The 17,394-nt window shown below is 60.2% G+C and carries 14 protein-coding genes; 6 read left to right on the top strand and 8 right to left on the bottom strand.

Annotated elements, in window-relative coordinates; translation table 11 throughout:
- Positions 1-15 precede the first annotated feature (15 nt).
- The 3 genes from KW846_RS09555 to xerD all read right to left on the bottom strand — a co-directional run bounded on the left by KW846_RS09555 (position 16) and on the right by xerD (position 3,334).
- Positions 16-1,320: a homoserine dehydrogenase gene (locus tag KW846_RS09555; protein WP_008053502.1), complete on the bottom strand. Its 1,305-nt coding sequence runs from the start codon at positions 1,318-1,320 to the stop codon at positions 16-18.
- A gap of 133 nt (positions 1,321-1,453) precedes the next feature.
- Entirely contained in the window at positions 1,454-2,185 is a 732-nt protein-coding gene (dsbC, locus tag KW846_RS09550) for a bifunctional protein-disulfide isomerase/oxidoreductase DsbC (RefSeq protein WP_007971283.1), read from the bottom strand.
- Positions 2,186-2,437: 252 nt separating this feature from the next.
- Entirely contained in the window at positions 2,438-3,334 is an 897-nt protein-coding gene (gene xerD, locus KW846_RS09545; protein ID WP_218482065.1) for a site-specific tyrosine recombinase XerD, read from the bottom strand.
- A 107-nt stretch (positions 3,335-3,441) separates the two neighbouring features.
- Between xerD and KW846_RS09540 the strand changes: the two genes are divergently transcribed.
- Complete coding sequence (locus KW846_RS09540; protein WP_218482064.1) at positions 3,442-5,253, top strand: sodium:proton antiporter; 1,812 nt, start codon at positions 3,442-3,444, stop codon at positions 5,251-5,253.
- Positions 5,254-5,457: 204 nt separating this feature from the next.
- On the opposite strand, the gene rplS is transcribed toward KW846_RS09540, so the two are convergent.
- From rplS to ffh, 5 genes are all read right to left on the bottom strand, one after another.
- Entirely contained in the window at positions 5,458-5,808 is a 351-nt protein-coding gene (gene rplS / locus KW846_RS09535) for a 50S ribosomal protein L19 (protein WP_003175895.1), read from the bottom strand.
- Between the two features lie 45 nt (positions 5,809-5,853).
- On the bottom strand, positions 5,854-6,606 hold the full coding sequence (gene trmD / locus KW846_RS09530) for a tRNA (guanosine(37)-N1)-methyltransferase TrmD (RefSeq protein ID WP_007897583.1): 753 nt from the start codon (positions 6,604-6,606) through the stop codon (positions 5,854-5,856).
- Between the two features lie 2 nt (positions 6,607-6,608).
- Entirely contained in the window at positions 6,609-7,145 is a 537-nt protein-coding gene (gene rimM, locus KW846_RS09525; protein WP_007972729.1) for a ribosome maturation factor RimM, read from the bottom strand.
- A 5-nt stretch (positions 7,146-7,150) separates the two neighbouring features.
- Complete coding sequence (rpsP, locus tag KW846_RS09520) at positions 7,151-7,402, bottom strand: 30S ribosomal protein S16 (protein ID WP_007972721.1); 252 nt, start codon at positions 7,400-7,402, stop codon at positions 7,151-7,153.
- Positions 7,403-7,810: 408 nt separating this feature from the next.
- On the bottom strand, positions 7,811-9,187 hold the full coding sequence (gene ffh / locus KW846_RS09515; RefSeq protein ID WP_218477635.1) for a signal recognition particle protein: 1,377 nt from the start codon (positions 9,185-9,187) through the stop codon (positions 7,811-7,813).
- Positions 9,188-9,397: 210 nt separating this feature from the next.
- Between ffh and KW846_RS09510 the strand changes: the two genes are divergently transcribed.
- The 5 genes from KW846_RS09510 to rlmF all read left to right on the top strand — a co-directional run bounded on the left by KW846_RS09510 (position 9,398) and on the right by rlmF (position 17,350).
- Positions 9,398-10,210: an inner membrane protein YpjD gene (locus KW846_RS09510; protein WP_007972717.1), complete on the top strand. Its 813-nt coding sequence runs from the start codon at positions 9,398-9,400 to the stop codon at positions 10,208-10,210.
- Between the two features lie 12 nt (positions 10,211-10,222).
- A complete protein-coding gene (locus KW846_RS09505) occupies positions 10,223-11,464 on the top strand; it encodes a transporter associated domain-containing protein (RefSeq protein ID WP_218482063.1) in 1,242 nt (413 codons plus the stop codon).
- A 241-nt stretch (positions 11,465-11,705) separates the two neighbouring features.
- Positions 11,706-13,022, top strand: coding sequence for an MFS transporter (locus KW846_RS09500; protein WP_218482062.1), 1,317 nt, complete (start codon positions 11,706-11,708; stop codon positions 13,020-13,022).
- 240 nt (positions 13,023-13,262) lie between these two features.
- Positions 13,263-16,109, top strand: a complete 2,847-nt coding sequence (locus KW846_RS09495) for a valine--tRNA ligase (RefSeq protein WP_218482061.1) — start codon at positions 13,263-13,265, stop codon at positions 16,107-16,109.
- 209 nt (positions 16,110-16,318) lie between these two features.
- Positions 16,319-17,350 (top strand): 23S rRNA (adenine(1618)-N(6))-methyltransferase RlmF, encoded by a 1,032-nt coding sequence (gene rlmF, locus KW846_RS09490; protein ID WP_218482060.1) that lies wholly within the window; start codon positions 16,319-16,321, stop codon positions 17,348-17,350.
- The last annotated feature ends 44 nt before the right edge of the window (positions 17,351-17,394 follow it).

Below are 17,394 nucleotides of genomic sequence, written 5' to 3'. Positions count from 1 at the left end.
GTCAACGATATCGGCTTAGTTCAGGTGCTCGACACGGATCCGAACAACCGGACCGACCACACCCGCCAAGGCTTCCAAAGCAGCAATGGCATCGTTGATGTGCTGTTCCAGCACGCGGTGGGTCAGCAGGATCATCGGCACCAGGCCGTCGTGCTCCTCGGCTTCCTTCTGCATGATCGACTCGATGTTGATGCCGCGCTCCGAGAGGATGCTCGCGACCTGAGCCAATACGCCCGGATGGTCCTTGGCCTGAATGCGCAGGTAATAGGCGCTTTCACAGGCTTCGATCGGCAGGATCGGGTGAGCCGACAGCGAATCCGGCTGGAACGCCAGGTGCGGTACGCGGTTCTCCGGATCGGACGTCATGGCACGGACCACGTCCACCAGGTCGGCGATCACCGACGAAGCGGTCGGCTCCATGCCGGCACCGGCACCGTAGAACAGGGTCGAACCGGCGGCGTCGCCATTGACCATCACCGCGTTCATCACGCCGTTGACATTGGCGATCAGGCGATCGGCCGGGATCAGCGTCGGGTGCACACGCAACTCGATACCGGCCGCGGTGCTGCGCGCCACGCCCAGGTGCTTGATGCGGTAACCCAGCGCTTCGGCGTAGTTCACGTCAGCGGTGGTCAGCTTGGTGATCCCTTCGGTGTAAGCCTTGTCGAATTGCAGCGGGATGCCGAATGCGATGGACGCCAGGATCGTCAGCTTGTGAGCAGCGTCGATCCCCTCAACGTCGAAGGTCGGATCGGCTTCGGCGTAACCCAAAGCCTGGGCTTCGGCCAATACGTCCTCGAAGGTGCGACCTTTCTCGCGCATTTCCGTCAGGATGAAGTTGCCGGTGCCGTTGATGATGCCGGCCACCCAGTTGATACGGTTGGCGGACAGGCCTTCGCGAATCGCCTTGATCACCGGAATGCCACCAGCCACCGCCGCTTCGAACGCAACGATCACGCCTTTCTCGCGTGCCTTGGCGAAAATTTCATTACCGTGAACAGCAATAAGCGCCTTGTTCGCGGTGACCACATGCTTGCCATTCTCGATGGCCTTGAGTACCAGCTCGCGGGCAACGGTGTAGCCGCCCATCAGCTCTATAACGATGTCGATCTCAGGGTTCGTGGCCACTTCGAAGACATCGTTGGTAATCGCAATACCGGTCGTTTGGAACTGAGGCTTTGGCGTGCGAATGGCAATTTGTGCCACTTCGATCCCACGCCCGGCACGACGAGCAATTTCCTCGGCGTTGCGCTGAAGTACGTTGAAGGTACCGCCACCGACGGTCCCTAACCCACAGATGCCTACTTTGACCGGTTTCACTGTGAACTCCCCATAAAACGGCCGACTCAAGGCCGGCCGTGAAAACAGCCGCATGCTCGCGGCTCTCTATTAATGGCCCGGCGATGTCGCTGCCGGACCATGATCGTCAATGGCTGCCCGTGACGATGCGAATTTACTTCGCGCCCAGCGCCAGTTTGGCGACTTGTGGCGCAGGCTGGTAGCCCGGAATGACCTGTCCGTCGGCCAAAACGATGGCCGGTGTACCGTTCACGCCAATCGACTGGCCAAGAGCGAACTGCTTGGATACCGGGTTATCGCACTTGGCGGCCTTGATTTCCTTGCCGTCGACCATTTTGTCCATGGCCGCTTTCTTGTCTTTAGAGCACCACACGGCTTGCAGTTGCTCGTCACCCGGCGAGCCCAGGCCCTGGCGCGGGAACGCGACGTAACGCACTTCGATGCCGCGCTTGTTCAGCTCCGGCACTTCGGCGTGGAGCTTGTGGCAGTACGGGCAGGTGGTATCGGTGAAAACGGTGATGTGCGACTTGGTTTCGCCAATGGCCGGGTACACCACGGTTTCTGCAACAGGAATATCGTTGATCAGCTTGGAGATACCCAGGCGCTCGGTCTTCTCGGTCAGGTTGACCGGCTTGCCGTCCTTGAGATCGAACAGGTAGCCCTGCACCACGTACTGGCCGTCGGCGCTGGCGTACAGCACACGGCTGCCCTTGAGCTTGACTTCGTACAGGCCCGGCAACGGACTGGCGGTGATGGTCTCTACCGGCACTTCGAGCTGGAGGTTTTCCAGGCTTTTACGAATGGCTTTGTCGGCCGCGTCATCGGCGACGGCAAAGGTGCTGACCAACGCAATGGCTGCGGCGGCGAAAATCTGGGTCAGACGCATGAGAACTCCTGAAGGCGAACATATGGGACGATCAGAACGCCCGTGCCGAAACACCGGGTCATAACCGCCCATCGTGCAAACCGGTCAAGCCTATCACATAAGGTTCGCATGACCGAATGCGCCTGACGCAAGACATTTTGACCTCGACGCATGAGGCTCCCTGTAGGAGCTGCCGAAGGCTGCGATCTTTTGATTTGTTTTTTTCAAGATCAAAAGATCGCAGCCTTCGGCAGCTCCTACAGGGGAACACCGTCATCCGCGCGGATGATGCTTGGCGTGAAGGTCTTGCAACCGTGCCCGGGCGACATGGGTGTAGATCTGGGTCGTTGACAAGTCGCTGTGCCCCAGCAACATCTGCACCACCCGCAAATCGGCGCCATGGTTGAGCAGATGCGTGGCGAAGGCATGGCGCAACGTGTGCGGCGACAGCGACTTGCCAATCCCGGCGACCTTGGCCTGATGCTTGATCCGGTGCCAGAAGGTCTGGCGGGTCATTTGCTCGCCACGCTGACTCGGGAACAACACATCGCTGGGACGCCCGCCAAGCAGTTCGCTGCGGGCATCGCGCATATAGCGCTCGACCCAGACAATCGCCTCCTCGCCCATCGGCACCAACCGCTCCTTGCTGCCCTTGCCCATCACTCGCAACACCCCCTGGCGCAAATTGACCTGCTCCAGCGTCAGGCTGATCAGCTCCGTCACCCGCAGACCACAGGCATAAAGCACTTCGAGCATTGCCCGGTCACGCTGGCCGATGGCCTCACTGAGGTCCGGTGCAGCCAACAGCGCATCAACGTCAGCTTCCGACAAGGATTTGGGCAATGGCCTACCCAGTTGCGGCATATCGATGCGCAGGGTTGGATCGACGGCGATCATCTTTTCCCGCAACAGATAGCGATAGAAGCCACGCACCCCCGAGAGAAATCGCGCAGTGGACCGAGGCTTGTAGTTTTGCTCCAGGCGCCACGCCAGGTGGTCGAGTATCAACTCGCGCCCGGCATTGACCAGCTCCAGTCCTTTGTCCTGTAACCAGCCGTTGAACAGCGCCAGGTCACTGCGATAGGCATTGCGGGTGTTATCGGAAAGGCCCTTCTCCAGCCACAAGGCATCGAGAAATTGGTCTATCAGCGGGTGATCGATGGCAGGCATGGGCACTCAAATCACGCAGCCTTGAGACTGCGCACAAAATTAGAAACAGACATGGAAACGGCCGCTAGTCTTTCATAGGCCGCCAAATCAAGGAACAGGGAGCAGCAATGAGCGAACAGCAGATCTTACTGGCATTGGGTGGAATCGGTGCGGCGGCGCTGCTCTGTCAATGGCTGGCCTGGCGCCTGAAACTGCCGGCGATCCTTTTCCTGCTGTTGACCGGCATTCTGGTCGGCCCCGTGCTGCACATGCTCGACCCTCAGGAAATGTTCGGGCCATTGCTGATGCCGCTGGTGTCCCTGGCAGTGGCGCTGATCCTCTTCGAAGGCAGCCTGACCCTGCACTTGTCCGAATGGCGCGAGATCGGCAGCGTCGTCCACCGCCTGGTCACGATTGGCGCGCTCTCCACATGGGCGGTCATTGCGCTCGCCACTCACTGGCTGCTGGGTTTCGACTGGATGCTCGCCATCCTGTTCGGCAGCCTGACCCTGGTGACCGGGCCGACCGTGATCGTACCGATGCTGCGTGTCGTGCGACCGAAAGCCTCGATTGCCAACATTCTGCGCTGGGAAGGCATTGTCATCGATCCCATCGGCGCACTGCTGGCGGTGGTCGTCTATAGCTTCATCATCGCCAGCGCCGAAGGTAACGGGCTCAAGGAAAGTCTGCTGACCTTCGGCGGCGTAATCTTGTGTGGCAGCCTCTTCGGCATTTTTGGCGGCTGGTTGCTGGGCACCCTGATTCGTCGTCAGTGGTTGCCGGAATACCTGCACAACCTGGCAGCGCTTGCGGCAGTGCTGGGCATTTTCATAGCGTCCAACGAAGTCACCCACGAATCCGGACTGCTCGCCGTGACACTGATGGGCATGTGGCTGGCGAACATGAAAGGCGTCGACGTGAGGCACATCCTGCACTTCAAGGAAAACCTCAGCGTATTGCTAATCTCCGGCCTGTTCATTCTGCTGGCGGCACGACTGGACCTGAACGCCATGATCGGCCTCGGGCCACTGGTGCTGATTTTGTTGCTGGTCATTCAGTTCATCGCCCGCCCATTGAATGTGTTGCTGAGCACAGCGGGCTCCAGCCTGGGTTGGCGCGAACGGGCGCTGCTGGCGTGGATCGCCCCGCGGGGCATTGTGGCAGCGGCGGTGTCGGCAATCTTCGCCATCCGCCTGCATGAGGCCGGTCATCAGGGGGCACTGCTGCTGGTGCCGCTCACCTTTGCGGTGATCATCGGCACGGTGGTGTTGCAAAGCGCGACGGCACGACCGCTGGCACGCCTGCTGAAGGTGGCGGAACCGGCACCGAGCGGCTTCCTGATCATCGGCGCCAACGGACCCGCTCGCACACTGGGCAAGGCCCTGCAGCAACTGGGCAGTCGCGTACTGTTGACGGATTCGAGCTGGGAAAACATTCGCGCAGCCCGGATGGAAGGCTTGCCGACCTATTTTGGCAATCCGGCGTCGCAACATGCCGATGCGCACCTGGACCTGGTCGGCCTCGGGCACTTGCTGGCGCTGTCACCCTCCGGTGAAATGAACACCCTGGCGCTGATGCGCTTTCGTCATGAACTGGGCCATCAGCGTATGTTCGGCCTGGGCAGCGGCCAGGAAAGCCGTCGCACCGACAAGCATCGCACCAGCCTGGAACATCGCGGCAATCAACTGGGCAGCGAAGCGCTGACCTACGCCAAACTCGCCAGCCAGTTGAGCCAGGGGGCCGAGCTGTACAGCACAACATTGACGGATGGCTTCGGCTGGGATGATTACCAGGCACTGCATGGTGAGCGAGCGACGTTGCTGTTCGTGCGCGATGACAGCGGTTGGGTGCATGTGGTGACGCCGGAGAGCACGATCAAGCCCGCGGCGGGCTGGACGTTGTTGGCGTTGATTCAGCCGGAGACTGTTGGCGCCGGCTAAATCCCATCGCGAGCAAGCTCGCTCCCACAATGATCTTTAGTGCTCACCGATATTGCGCTCACTGGAGATCCACTGCGGGAGCGAGCTTGCTCGCGATGGCCGCAACTCGGTCTTGCGTCAGGCCATGAACCGGAGAACTCATTAAATCGCAGGCAACAAAAAAGCAGCCCGCAGGCTGCTTTTTTTTTGCATCGGAAGCTGGACTTAAGCCAGTTTTTCCTTGATGCGAGCTGCTTTACCCGACAGGTCGCGCAGGTAGTACAGCTTGGCTTTACGTACGTCACCGCGACGCTTGACAGCCATGCTGTCGATTTGCGGGGAGTAGGTCTGGAAAGTACGCTCTACGCCAACACCGTTGGAGATTTTACGAACGGTGAATGCACTGTTTACGCCGCGGTTACGCTTGGCGATAACAACACCTTCGAACGCTTGCAGACGCGAACGGTCGCCTTCCTTCACTTTCACCTGAACGACAATGGTGTCGCCCGGGGCAAAGGTAGGGATCTCTTTGGTCATCTGCTCTGCTTCGAGTGCAAGGATGATTTTGTTAGTCATGCTGTGCTCCTAAGGTAAATCGTCGGATCTACCATCGATACGTTGTTAACTATCGTCCCGCTCGCGGATGTATTCCTCGAGCAGCTTCTTCTCTTCTCCAGAAAGCGAGCGGCTTTCCAGAAGATCGGCGCGTCGTTCAAAGGTCCGACCAAGGGACTGCTGTAAACGCCAACGCCGGATGTGCGCGTGATTGCCACTTAGCAATACGTCGGGAACACGCTGATCCGCATACACCTCCGGTCGGGTGTAGTGCGGGCAATCCAGCAAACCATCCGTAAAGGAATCTTCCTCGGCGGAGTCCGCATGCCCTAAAGCTCCAGGCAGCAGTCGTGTAACCGCATCGATCAGGACCATCGCCGGCAGCTCGCCGCCAGACAGAACATAGTCGCCAATCGACCACTCTTCATCGACATGAGCATCAATAAAACGCTCGTCAATGCCTTCATAGCGGCCGGCAATCAGGATCAATGCATCCAGATTCGCCAACTCGCGTACCGCCGACTGAGTCAGCTGGCGGCCTTGGGGCGACAGGTAAATTACCTTCGCCGCCTCCCCGGCTGCTGCCTTGGCCTGAACCAGAGCATCTTCCAGGGGCTTGATCTTCATCACCATGCCCGGACCACCGCCAAACGGGCGATCGTCCACAGTGTGATGTCGATCCGTCGTGTAGTCTCGCGGATTCCAACAGGTGAGCTGCAAGAGCCCCTGTTTCACCGCACGACTGGTGATGCCGTACTCGCTGATGGCAGAGAACATCTCGGGAAACAGACTGATCACTTCTACGCGCAAGTTAGCCACGCTTAGAAATCCGCGTCCCAATCCACCTTCATCTCGCCTGCCGCCAGGTCGACAGCCAACACGCATTGCTCGGTATAGGGCAACAGGCGTTCGCGATCATCCAGGCTGCCAGCGCAAGGCTTGACCACCATGACATCGTTCGAGCCGGTCTCCAGCAGGTGATCGATCTTCCCGAACAGTTGCCCGAGGGTGTCGATGACCTTGAGACCTTCCAGCTGGTACCAGTAGTACTCGCCGTCGGTGAGTTCAGGGAACAGGTTGCGCGGCACGCAGATCTCATAACCGGCCAGAAGACGAGCTTCTTCACGATCATCGAGACCCTTGAGCTTTGCGACCAGGAACTTGTCATTCCCGCGTCCGCTGACCAGCTCTACCTGCTTTACATTGCCGTCACGCTTGAGCGTCCAGGTTTTGTAATCCAGCAGGTTCTTGATCGGATCAGTAAAGGAGTACACCTTCACTTCGCCGCGAACGCCGTGAACAGAATAAATCTTGCCGATAACGATCAAATCATCAGCAACAGCTGGCGTCGCGTTCATATTGCTCAGGCCGCAGCCTTGGCAGATTCCTTCAACAACTGAGCAACGCGCTCAGAAGGTTGTGCACCAACGCTCAGCCAGTAGGCTACGCGCTCTTGGTTCACGGACAGACGAACTTCCTGACCACGGGCAACAGGGTTGAAGTAGCCAACCTGTTCCTTGTGCGAACCGTCGCGCGGGTTGCGGCTGTCGGTTACGGTCAAGTGGTAAAACGGGCGCTTTTTGGAGCCGCCAAGGGCAAGACGGATTGTTAGCATGTGAACATCGTTCCTGTAGTCGGTGCTGCAAATCTAAAGGCACAGCGGGCATGGGTGCCCGAAAGGCCGCATATTCTAAGGAATATCCGGACTTTTGCAAATGACTTTTTCCGGCGGTCTATCGGCCGCCATGCAGATTTGCTATAGAGCCGTCGTTGAAAACGGCCGGTCAGCTCCCGCCAAGTGCGGGTTTGCTGTGTATCCCACGTCCGTGTGGGGCTGCGCCGACCTGATGGTCGGCGCGAATTCGTGTGTCCTTTCTCGCCAATGCGCTCACATTTTGGCGAGTGACTGGTGCCCTCAGGCAAGGCGCCGCGACGAGTCATAGCCCGCTATGGCGAGGAGCGGCAACGCCGCATGAGGGCACCAGACGCCGCCAAAAGTGAGCAGTATTGGCGTGAAAGGACACTATATTTTGGGCATGCCGCCGCCGGGTAGCATTCCACCCATGCCGCGCATCATCTTGGCCATTCCGCCTTTTGCAGAGAACTTCTTCATCATCTTCTGCATCTGCTTGTGCTGCTTGATCAAGCGGCCGATGTCCTGCACCTGGGTGCCGGAACCCATGGCGATCCGGCGCTTGCGCGAACCGCTGATCATCTCGGGATCGCGGCGCTCGGCCGGGGTCATGGAGTTGATGATGGCTTCCATCTGCTTGAATTGCTTCTCTGCCGCACCCTGGGCGTTGCCCATTTGCGCCAGGTTCACGCCACCCATGTTCGGCAGCTTGTCCATGAGCCCGCCGAGGCCGCCCATGTTCTTCATCTGTTGCAACTGATCGCGGAAGTCTTCGAGGTCGAAGCCCTTGCCCTTCTTCAGCTTCTTGGCCAGCTTGTCGGCCTTGTCCTTGTCGAGGGTCGCTTCCGCCTGCTCGATCAGGCTGAGCACGTCGCCCATGCCGAGGATGCGCGAGGCGATACGCTCAGGGTGGAACGGATCGAGCGCTTCGCTCTTCTCGCCCATACCGATGAACTTGATCGGCTTGCCGGTGATGGCGCGCACCGACAGCGCGGCACCGCCACGGGCGTCGCCGTCGACCTTGGTCAGGATCACACCGGTCAGCGGCAATGCATCGCCGAAGGCCTTGGCCGTGTTGGCGGCGTCCTGGCCGGTCATGGCGTCGACCACGAACAGGGTTTCGACCGGATTGATCGCGGCGTGCAGCGCCTTGATCTCACCCATCATCTCTTCATCGATGTGCAGGCGACCGGCGGTATCGACGATGACCACGTCGATGAATTTGAGTTTTGCTTCCTTAATAGCCGCATTGGCGATGTCGACCGGCTTCTGGCTCAGGTCTGACGGGAAGAAGGTCACACCGATGTCGTTGGCCAGTGTTTCCAGCTGCTTGATCGCCGCCGGACGGTATACGTCGGCGGACACGACCATGACCGACTTCTTCTTGCGCTCTTTAAGGAAGCGCGCGAGCTTGCCGGCGGTGGTGGTTTTACCAGCGCCTTGCAAACCGGCCATGAGGATGACCGCTGGCGGCACTGCGCTCAGGTTCAGGTCTTCGTTGGCCGCGCCCATCAGGCTTTCGAGTTCGGCCTGGACGATTTTCACGAAGGCCTGGCCCGGCGTCAGGCTGCGCGACACCTCGGTACCGACGGCACGCTCCTTGACCGAATTGACGAAATCCTTGACCACCGGCAGGGCGACGTCGGCTTCGAGCAACGCCATGCGCACTTCACGCAGGGTGTCTTTGATGTTGTCTTCAGTCAGCTTGGCCTTGCCGGTGACATGGCGCAGCGTCTGCGAGAGACGTTCGGTTAAGTTTTCAAACATTGCGCGATCCTTTCAGGCCCTGTGTAGACCGGGATAATGGCGGCCCGGACCGGACTAAACGTGTGCTCGGCGAGCCTGCGGCGTGGGCAGGTCGCGGATTATAGCGAAGACTGGGGCCGGCGGACACCTCGCCGTCGGCTTGTGCGGTCTTTCGTGTGGCAGGGGTTCTATGCCAAACTCAGCGACTTTCGGGCTTGCCTAACAGGATTTATGCTCCCCTTGTCACCCAGCTTGCTAACTACCCTCGCCGCCGCCTGCTTGTATGCCGCTGCGACCATTTACCAGGGCACTCGCCTGGCGTCCGGCGCCAAGGTCAACAAACGCCTGCTGGTCATGCTCGGCGTGCTCGCCGTATTGGCCCACAGCGTCAGCCTGCTCACCCACTTGCTGACCCCGACCGGCCTGGCCCTGGACTTCTTCAGTGCCGCCAGCCTTATTGCCGTGGCAGTCATCGCATTGACCCTGCTGGCCTGCTCGCGGATTCCGGTGGAAAACCTGCTGGTCCTGCTGTTCCCGCTTGGGGCCTTGACCGTAATGCTGGCGCACTTTGCCCCCGCCGGCACGGTACAGGTCATCGATGAGGAGCCGGGCATCCTCGCCCACATCCTGCTTTCGATTCTGGCCTATGGCATGTTCACCATCGCGGTGTTCCAGTCCTTGCTGCTGCTGGTTCAAGACCACCAGCTCAAGCACAAGCACCCCTCCGGGCTGATCAAGAACTTCCCGCCGCTGCAAACCATGGAAAGCCTGCTGTTCGGTTTTCTCTGGGCCGGCTGGACGCTGTTGTCGCTGTCGCTGATTTCCGGCTGGCTGTTCGTCGAGAACCTGTTCGCCCAGCATCTGGTGCACAAGACCCTGCTGGCCTGCCTGGCCTGGGTTGTTTTCAGCGTGCTGCTGTGGGGACGCAATCGCCTCGGCTGGCGCGGGCACAAAGCCATTCGCTGGACCCTGGCCGGCTTTTGCCTGCTGATGCTGGCGTACTTCGGCAGCAAGCTGGTTCGTGAATACATCCTGCATATCTGACGGGCGGCATTAATGGACGACTTGCCCATAGGGCCGATGCTCGCGGTAGTGACCCTGCTGGTTTTATGGTCGGGGCTGTTTACCGCCATCGAAGCGGCGCACCAGCATTTGCTGGCCCAGCGCACCGCAACGCGTTCCAGCGACAAGCCAGTGGCGAAACTCAGTTTCCCCCTGGCCAGCCTGATTTTTTGCAACACACTGTGCCGTGCACTCGTGGTGGTCATCAGCACCTTGCTGGCCATTTTCACCTGGGCCGAGAACGGCCCGTGGGTCGCCTGCCTCGGGGCTGGCGCCATGTTGCTGGTGTTTTCCGACTACTTGCCACGCACCCTCGCCGCTCGCTATCCGGATGCGATCCTGGCCCAGGGCAACAACCTGCTGCGGTTGCCGCTAAAAGTCATCTATCCCGCGGCATGGCTGCTCACCAGCATCAGCCGCTTGCTGACGCGCCCATTTGTCCGTAAAGCCAAAGTGGTGCAACAGAGTGAGGATGAAGCACTGACGGAGCGGCATGCGCCCTCCGAAACCGTAAGCCGCCCTCACCCGCTGCCCGGCATCCACGCGCTGGACAACATCACCGTCAATGACATCCTGGTACCGCGCAGCGACGTGGACGGCATCAATCTCGATGACTCCATCGAAGAAATCATCGAACAGTTGCGCCACAACAAGCGCACGCGCCTGCCGGTGTTCCACAGTGATATCAACCAGGTCGAAGCCGTCCTCAACACCCGGCACATCCTGCACTTGCTGCCCGATGCGAGCCTGACCAGGGAAGCCTTGCTGGCGGCCAGCCACGAGCCGTACTTCGTGCCGGAAAGCACCCCGCTGCAGCTGCAACTGCTCAATTTCCACAAACAGCAGCGACGCCTGGGCATGGTGGTCGATGAATACGGCGAAGTGCTGGGCATCGTCACCCTGGAAGACATTCTCGAAGAAATCGTCGGCGAGTTCGAAAGCCAGCACAGCCTGGACAACCCGCACATTCATCCGCAAGCCGACGGACGCCTGGTGATCGACGGAGCCGCGTCCATCCGCGAACTGAACAAGAGCCTCGGCTGGCACCTGCCCAGCGATGGCCCGAAAACCCTGAACGGCTTGGTCACCGAAGCGCTGGAAACCATCCCGGACTGCCCTGTCTGCCTGAAAATCGGCCGCTATCGCCTGGAAATTCTCGCGACTGAGGAAAACCGTGTCACGCGGGTGTTGATTTGGCAGACCAACCCGGCTCTCGCTGCTTTACCCGCCCGTTAGATTGTTGAAAGATCGCAGCCTGCGGCAGCTCCTACATTGGAACCCGTTTCCCCTGTAGGAGCTGCCGCAGACTGCGATCTTTTGCGCTTGTTGAATCGTTAGCCACCTTCCTATAATCGAACCGCTTACCCAAGCCCCGCCACACCCTGTGCCACCCGCACTCTGCGTTAAGCCCACATCCCTGGGTTCTCGACCATAATAATTCGCTCCACTGGGGCACATGACTGTCAGGGATCACCGCATGACGACCAGCACGACTTACAGCGACTCCACACCTGTACAACCGACGAACTCCGCTACCCGCGTGGCCACTGCGAGCTTCATCGGTACCGCCATCGAGTTCTACGATTTCTATGTCTATGCCACCGCCGCAGCGCTGGTGATTGGCCCGGTGTTCTTTCCGCAGACATCCGGCACCGCCCAGATGCTGTCGGCGTTTCTCACGTTCGGCATCGCCTTCCTCGCACGCCCCTTGGGTTCGGCCCTTTTTGGCCACTTCGGCGACCGTATCGGCCGCAAGTCGACCCTGGTCGCCTCGTTGCTGCTGATGGGTGTGTGCACCACGCTGATCGGCGTGCTGCCGGGATACGACAGCATTGGCGCCTGGGCACCGATCCTGCTGTGCGTCCTGCGCTTCGGCCAGGGCCTGGGGCTGGGCGGCGAATGGGGTGGCGCGGCATTGCTGGCCACGGAGAACGCGCCGAAAGGCAAGCGCGCCTGGTTCGGCATGTTCCCGCAGCTGGGTCCATCCATTGGCTTCCTTGCGGCCAACGGCCTGTTCCTGACCCTGGCCGTGGTGCTGGACGATGAACAGTTCCGCTCATGGGGCTGGCGTATTCCGTTCCTGCTCAGCGCCGCACTGGTGATGGTCGGCCTGTACGTGCGCCTCAAGCTGCATGAGACCCCGGTATTCGCCAACGCCATGGCGCGCCAGGAACGGGTGAAGATCCCGCTGTTCGAGCTGTTCGGCCAATATTGGGCGCCCGTCTTGCTGGGCGCCGGCGCGATGGTGGTGTGCTATGCGCTGTTTTACATCTCTACGGTGTTTTCCCTGAGCTACGGCGTTGCAACACTCGGCTACAGCCGTGAAACCTTCCTCGGCCTGCTGTGCTTCGCGGTGCTGTTCATGGCGGCTGCCACGCCGCTGTCGGCCTGGGCCAGCGACCGTTACGGGCGCAAGCCGGTGCTGATCGTCGGCGGCGTGCTGGCGATCCTGTCCGGTTTCCTCATGGAACCGCTGCTGACCCAAGGTTCCACCTGGAGTGTGGCGCTGTTCCTGTGCATCGAACTGTTTCTGATGGGCGTGACATTTGCGCCCATGGGCGCGCTGCTGCCGGAGCTGTTCCCCACCCACGTGCGTTACACCGGTGCTTCAGCGGCCTACAACCTGGGCGGTATCGTGGGCGCCTCCGCAGCGCCGTTCTTCGCCCAGAAACTGGTGGCGATGGGCGGACTGAGCTACGTCGGCGGCTATGTGTCCGGGGCCGCGGTGCTGAGTTTGATTGCGGTGCTGTGCCTGAAGGAAACGCGGCATAACGATTTGAATCAGGTCGCCTGACAGATCGCTTTCGCGGGCAAGCCACGCTCCCACAGGTCTTTTGTCGAACCACTATTTTGTGATCGACACTGATCCTGTGGGAGCGTGGCTTGCCCGCGATGGCGTCATTGCAGACAAAACGCCTCCCGAAAAACCACAATTTTTCCCAAGCCCATTGTCACCTCGCTCTACGCGCATCGGCTCATCCCCGCTATACTTCCCGGCTTTTCCTGAATAAATGCCAATAGGGTCCCGCCGCGCATGGATAAGACCTACCAGCCGCACGCCATTGAAACTTCCTGGTACAACACCTGGGAGTCAGAGAATTACTTCGCCCCGCAAGGCGCGGGCGAGTCCTACACCATCATGATCCCGCCGCCGAACGTCACCGGCAGCCTGCACATGGGGCACGGCTTCAACAACGCGATCATGGACGCCCTAATCCGTTTCCGCCGCATGCAGGGTCGCAACACCCTGTGGCAGCCGGGTACCGATCACGCCGGTATCGCCACGCAGATGCTGGTAGAGCGTCAGCTCGAAGCCAAGGGCCAGAGCCGCCACGACCTGGGCCGCGAAAAATTCCTCGAGAAAGTCTGGGAATGGAAGGATGAGTCCGGTGGCAACATCAGCCGCCAGATCCGTCGCCTCGGTTCGTCCGTCGACTGGAGCCGCGAGCGCTTCACCATGGACGATGGCCTCTCGGAAGCCGTGAAAGAAGCGTTCGTTCGTTTGCACGAAGACGGTCTGATCTACCGCGGCAAGCGTCTGGTCAACTGGGACACCAAGCTGCACACGGCGATTTCCGACCTCGAAGTGGAAAACCACGACGAGAAAGGTTTCCTGTGGAACCTGAAATACCCGCTTGCCGACGGCGCCAAGACTGCTGAAGGCAACGATTTCCTGATCGTCGCGACCACTCGCCCGGAAACCATGCTCGGCGACTCCGCCGTGGCCGTGAACCCGAACGATGAACGCTACAAAGCCCTGATCGGCAAATTTGTCGAGCTGCCACTGGTTGGCCGCCGCATCCCGATCATCGCCGACGATTACTGCGACCCTGAATTCGGCACCGGCTGCGTGAAAATCACCCCGGCCCACGATTTCAACGACTACGAAGTCGGCAAGCGTCACAACCTGCCGCTGATGAACATCTTCGACAAGAACGCAGCGGTCCTGCCGGCTTGCCAGGTGTTCAACCTCGACGGCACGCTGAACGAAACCATCGACGGCAAGATCCCGGCCGAATACGCCGGTCTCGACCGCTTCGAAGCACGCAAGCAGATCGTGGCCGCGTTCGACGCTGCCGGCCTGTTGGTCAGCGTTGACGATCACGCCCTGAAAGTGCCGAAAGGCGACCGTTCCGGCACCGTCATCGAACCGTGGCTGACCGACCAGTGGTACGTATCCACCAAGCCTTTGGCCGAGCCTGCGATCGCCGCCGTTGAAGACGGCCGCATCCAGTTCGTACCGAAACAGTACGAAAACATGTACTTCTCGTGGATGCGTGACATCCAGGACTGGTGCATCAGCCGTCAACTCTGGTGGGGCCACCGCATTCCGGCCTGGTACGACGAGTCGGGCAAGGTCTACGTCGGTCGCGACGAAGCCGAAGTGCGTGCCAAGCACAACCTCGGCCCGGACGTTGCCCTGCAACAGGACAACGACGTTCTCGACACCTGGTTCAGCTCGGGCCTGTGGACCTTCTCCACCCTCGGCTGGCCGGAAAAAACCGAGTTCCTGAAGAATTTCCACTCCACCGACGTCCTGGTGACTGGCTTCGACATCATTTTCTTCTGGGTTGCCCGGATGATCATGCTCACCATGCATCTGGTGAAAAACGAAGACGGCACGCCGCAGGTTCCTTTCAAGACCGTGTACGTTCACGGCCTGGTGCGTGACGGCCAGGGCCAGAAGATGTCCAAGTCCAAGGGCAACGTCCTGGACCCGCTGGACATCATCGACGGTATCGAACTCGAGGCCCTGGTGCAGAAGCGCACCTCCGGCATGATGCAGCCGAAACTGGCGAAGAAGATCGAGAAGCAGACCCGCGACGAGTTTGCCGAAGGCATCGCCAGCTACGGCACCGACGCCCTGCGCTTCACCTTCTGCTCGCTGGCGTCCACCGGCCGCGACATCAAGTTCGACATGGGCCGCGTCGAGGGCTATCGCAACTTCTGCAACAAGATCTGGAACGCGGCGCGCTACGTGCTGGACAAGGGCGAAGACTGCGGCCAGAACGGCGAAGCCTATGAGCTGTCGCTGGCGGATCGCTGGATCATTTCGCAGCTGCAACGCACCGAAGCCGAAGTGACCCGCCAACTCGACCAGTTCCGTTTCGACCTGGCGGCACAAGCGCTGTACGAGTTCATCTGGAACCAGTACTGCGACTGGTACCTGGAACTGTCCAAGCCTGTGCTGTGGGACGAAAACGCTCCGGTTGAACGCCAGCGCGGCACCCGTCGCACCCTGGTGCGCGTACTGGAAGTCGCCCTGCGCCTGGCGCATCCGTTCATGCCGTTCATCACCGAAGAAATCTGGCAGCGCATCGCGCCGCTGGCGGGCATCGAAGGCAAGACGATCATGCTGCAACCTTGGCCAGTGGCCAACGAAACCCGCATCGATCAGGCGGCCGAAGACGACATCGAATGGCTCAAGGGCCTGATGCTCGGCACCCGTAACATCCGGGGCGAAATGAACATCGGCCCGGGCAAACCGCTGCCGCTGTTCCTGAAGAACGTCAGCGCCGAAGATCAGCGCCGCCTGACCGAAAACGAAGCCCTGCTGAAGAAGCTGGCGCGCCTCGAATCGATCACCGTGCTGGCTGCCGGCGAAGAAGCGCCACTATCCGCCACCGCACTGGTCGGCGAGATGGAAGTGCTGGTGCCAATGGCCGGCCTGATCGACAAAGGTGCGGAACTGGCGCGTCTGGACAAGGAAATCCAGCGTCTGCAGGGTGAGGTGCAACGTGTCGGCGGCAAGCTGTCCAACGCCGGCTTCGTTGACAAGGCGCCAGCCGAAGTCATCGAGAAAGAACGCGCCAAACTGGCCGAGGCCGAACAGGCCCTGGGCAAGCTGGCCGAGCAGCACGCGCGGATTGCCAGTTTGTAACGGCAGATCGCAATGAGAAAGGGAGGCCCAAGCGGCCTCCTTTTTTTATGCCGCCCCCCCTGTAGGAGCTGCCGCAGGCTGCGATCTTTTGATCTTGTTTTTTTAAAAAGCAAGATCAAAAGATCGCAGCCTGCGGCAGCTCCTACAGGGAACACCTGGATGTGGGACAATGCCCGCCACTTTTAGCCATACCCGAATCGACCACCGCCATGACCGCCCCCCGCACACCAAAACCTGCGCGCAAAAAGCCTGAATCCGCGCCTGCGGCCAAAGCCGCGGCACCGCGTGAGAAGGCCAGCCTGCACCCGCGCAATCGCCATCAGGGTCGCTACGACTTTCCGGCACTGATCAAAAGCACGCCGGAACTGAAAAAATTCGTGATTATCAATCCGTACGGCAAGGAAAGCATCGACTTCGCCAGCCCGGAGGCCGTACGGGTATTCAACCGGGCGCTGCTCAAGTCATTCTATGGCATCGCTCACTGGGACATTCCGGCCGACTACCTGTGTCCGCCAGTGCCAGGCCGTGCCGATTATGTGCACTTCCTCGCCGACCTGCTGGCCAGCGGGAATGACGGAGTGATCCCCCGTGGTGCTGCCGTGAAGGTGCTGGACATCGGCATGGGCGCCAACTGCGTGTATCCGCTGATCGGTTACAGCGATTATCGCTGGCAATTCCTTGGCTCCGACATCGATGCGACCGCCATCGCCGCGGCGAAGGCCATCATTCAATCCAATGGCCTGAACAAGGCGATCCAGGTACGCCAGCAGAGCAACCCCAAGCAGATCCTCACAGGCCTGCTGGAGAGCGCAGAGCAGTTCGACCTGACCATGTGCAACCCGCCATTCCACGCTTCGCTGGACGAGGCCACGCGGGGCAGTACGCGCAAATGGCGAGCCCTGGGCAAGGCCGATCCGAAACGCAAGCTGCCGGTGCTGAACTTTGGCGGGCAGGCGGCGGAACTGTGGTGTGAGGGCGGTGAAGTGCGTTTCGTCACGCAACTGGTCAGTGAGAGCGTGCAGGTGGCGCAACAAGTGCTGTGGTTCAGCACGCTGGTGTCGAAAGCGTCGAACCTGCCGGCGATCCAGACGGCCCTGAGCAAGGCCGGTGCGCTGGACAGTCGGGTGGTGGAAATGGGTCAGGGACAGAAGCAGAGCCGCTTCGTCGCCTGGACGTTCCAGACCAAAGCGCAGCAACAGGCCTGGCGTCAGGCGCGCTGGGTCAAGGCTTCACCGCAATAACAGAATGTTGCAGCGATTTTCCTTGCGTAAATCGTTGTAGCAGG

The sequence above is a fragment of the Pseudomonas sp. PDM32 genome, assembly GCF_019219225.1.
In the GTDB taxonomy this organism is placed as follows: Bacteria; Pseudomonadota; Gammaproteobacteria; order Pseudomonadales; family Pseudomonadaceae; genus Aquipseudomonas; species Aquipseudomonas laurylsulfatiphila.
The sequence above is the reverse complement of the archived record's forward strand: the minus strand, read 5'-3'. Positions and strand labels throughout refer to the sequence as shown.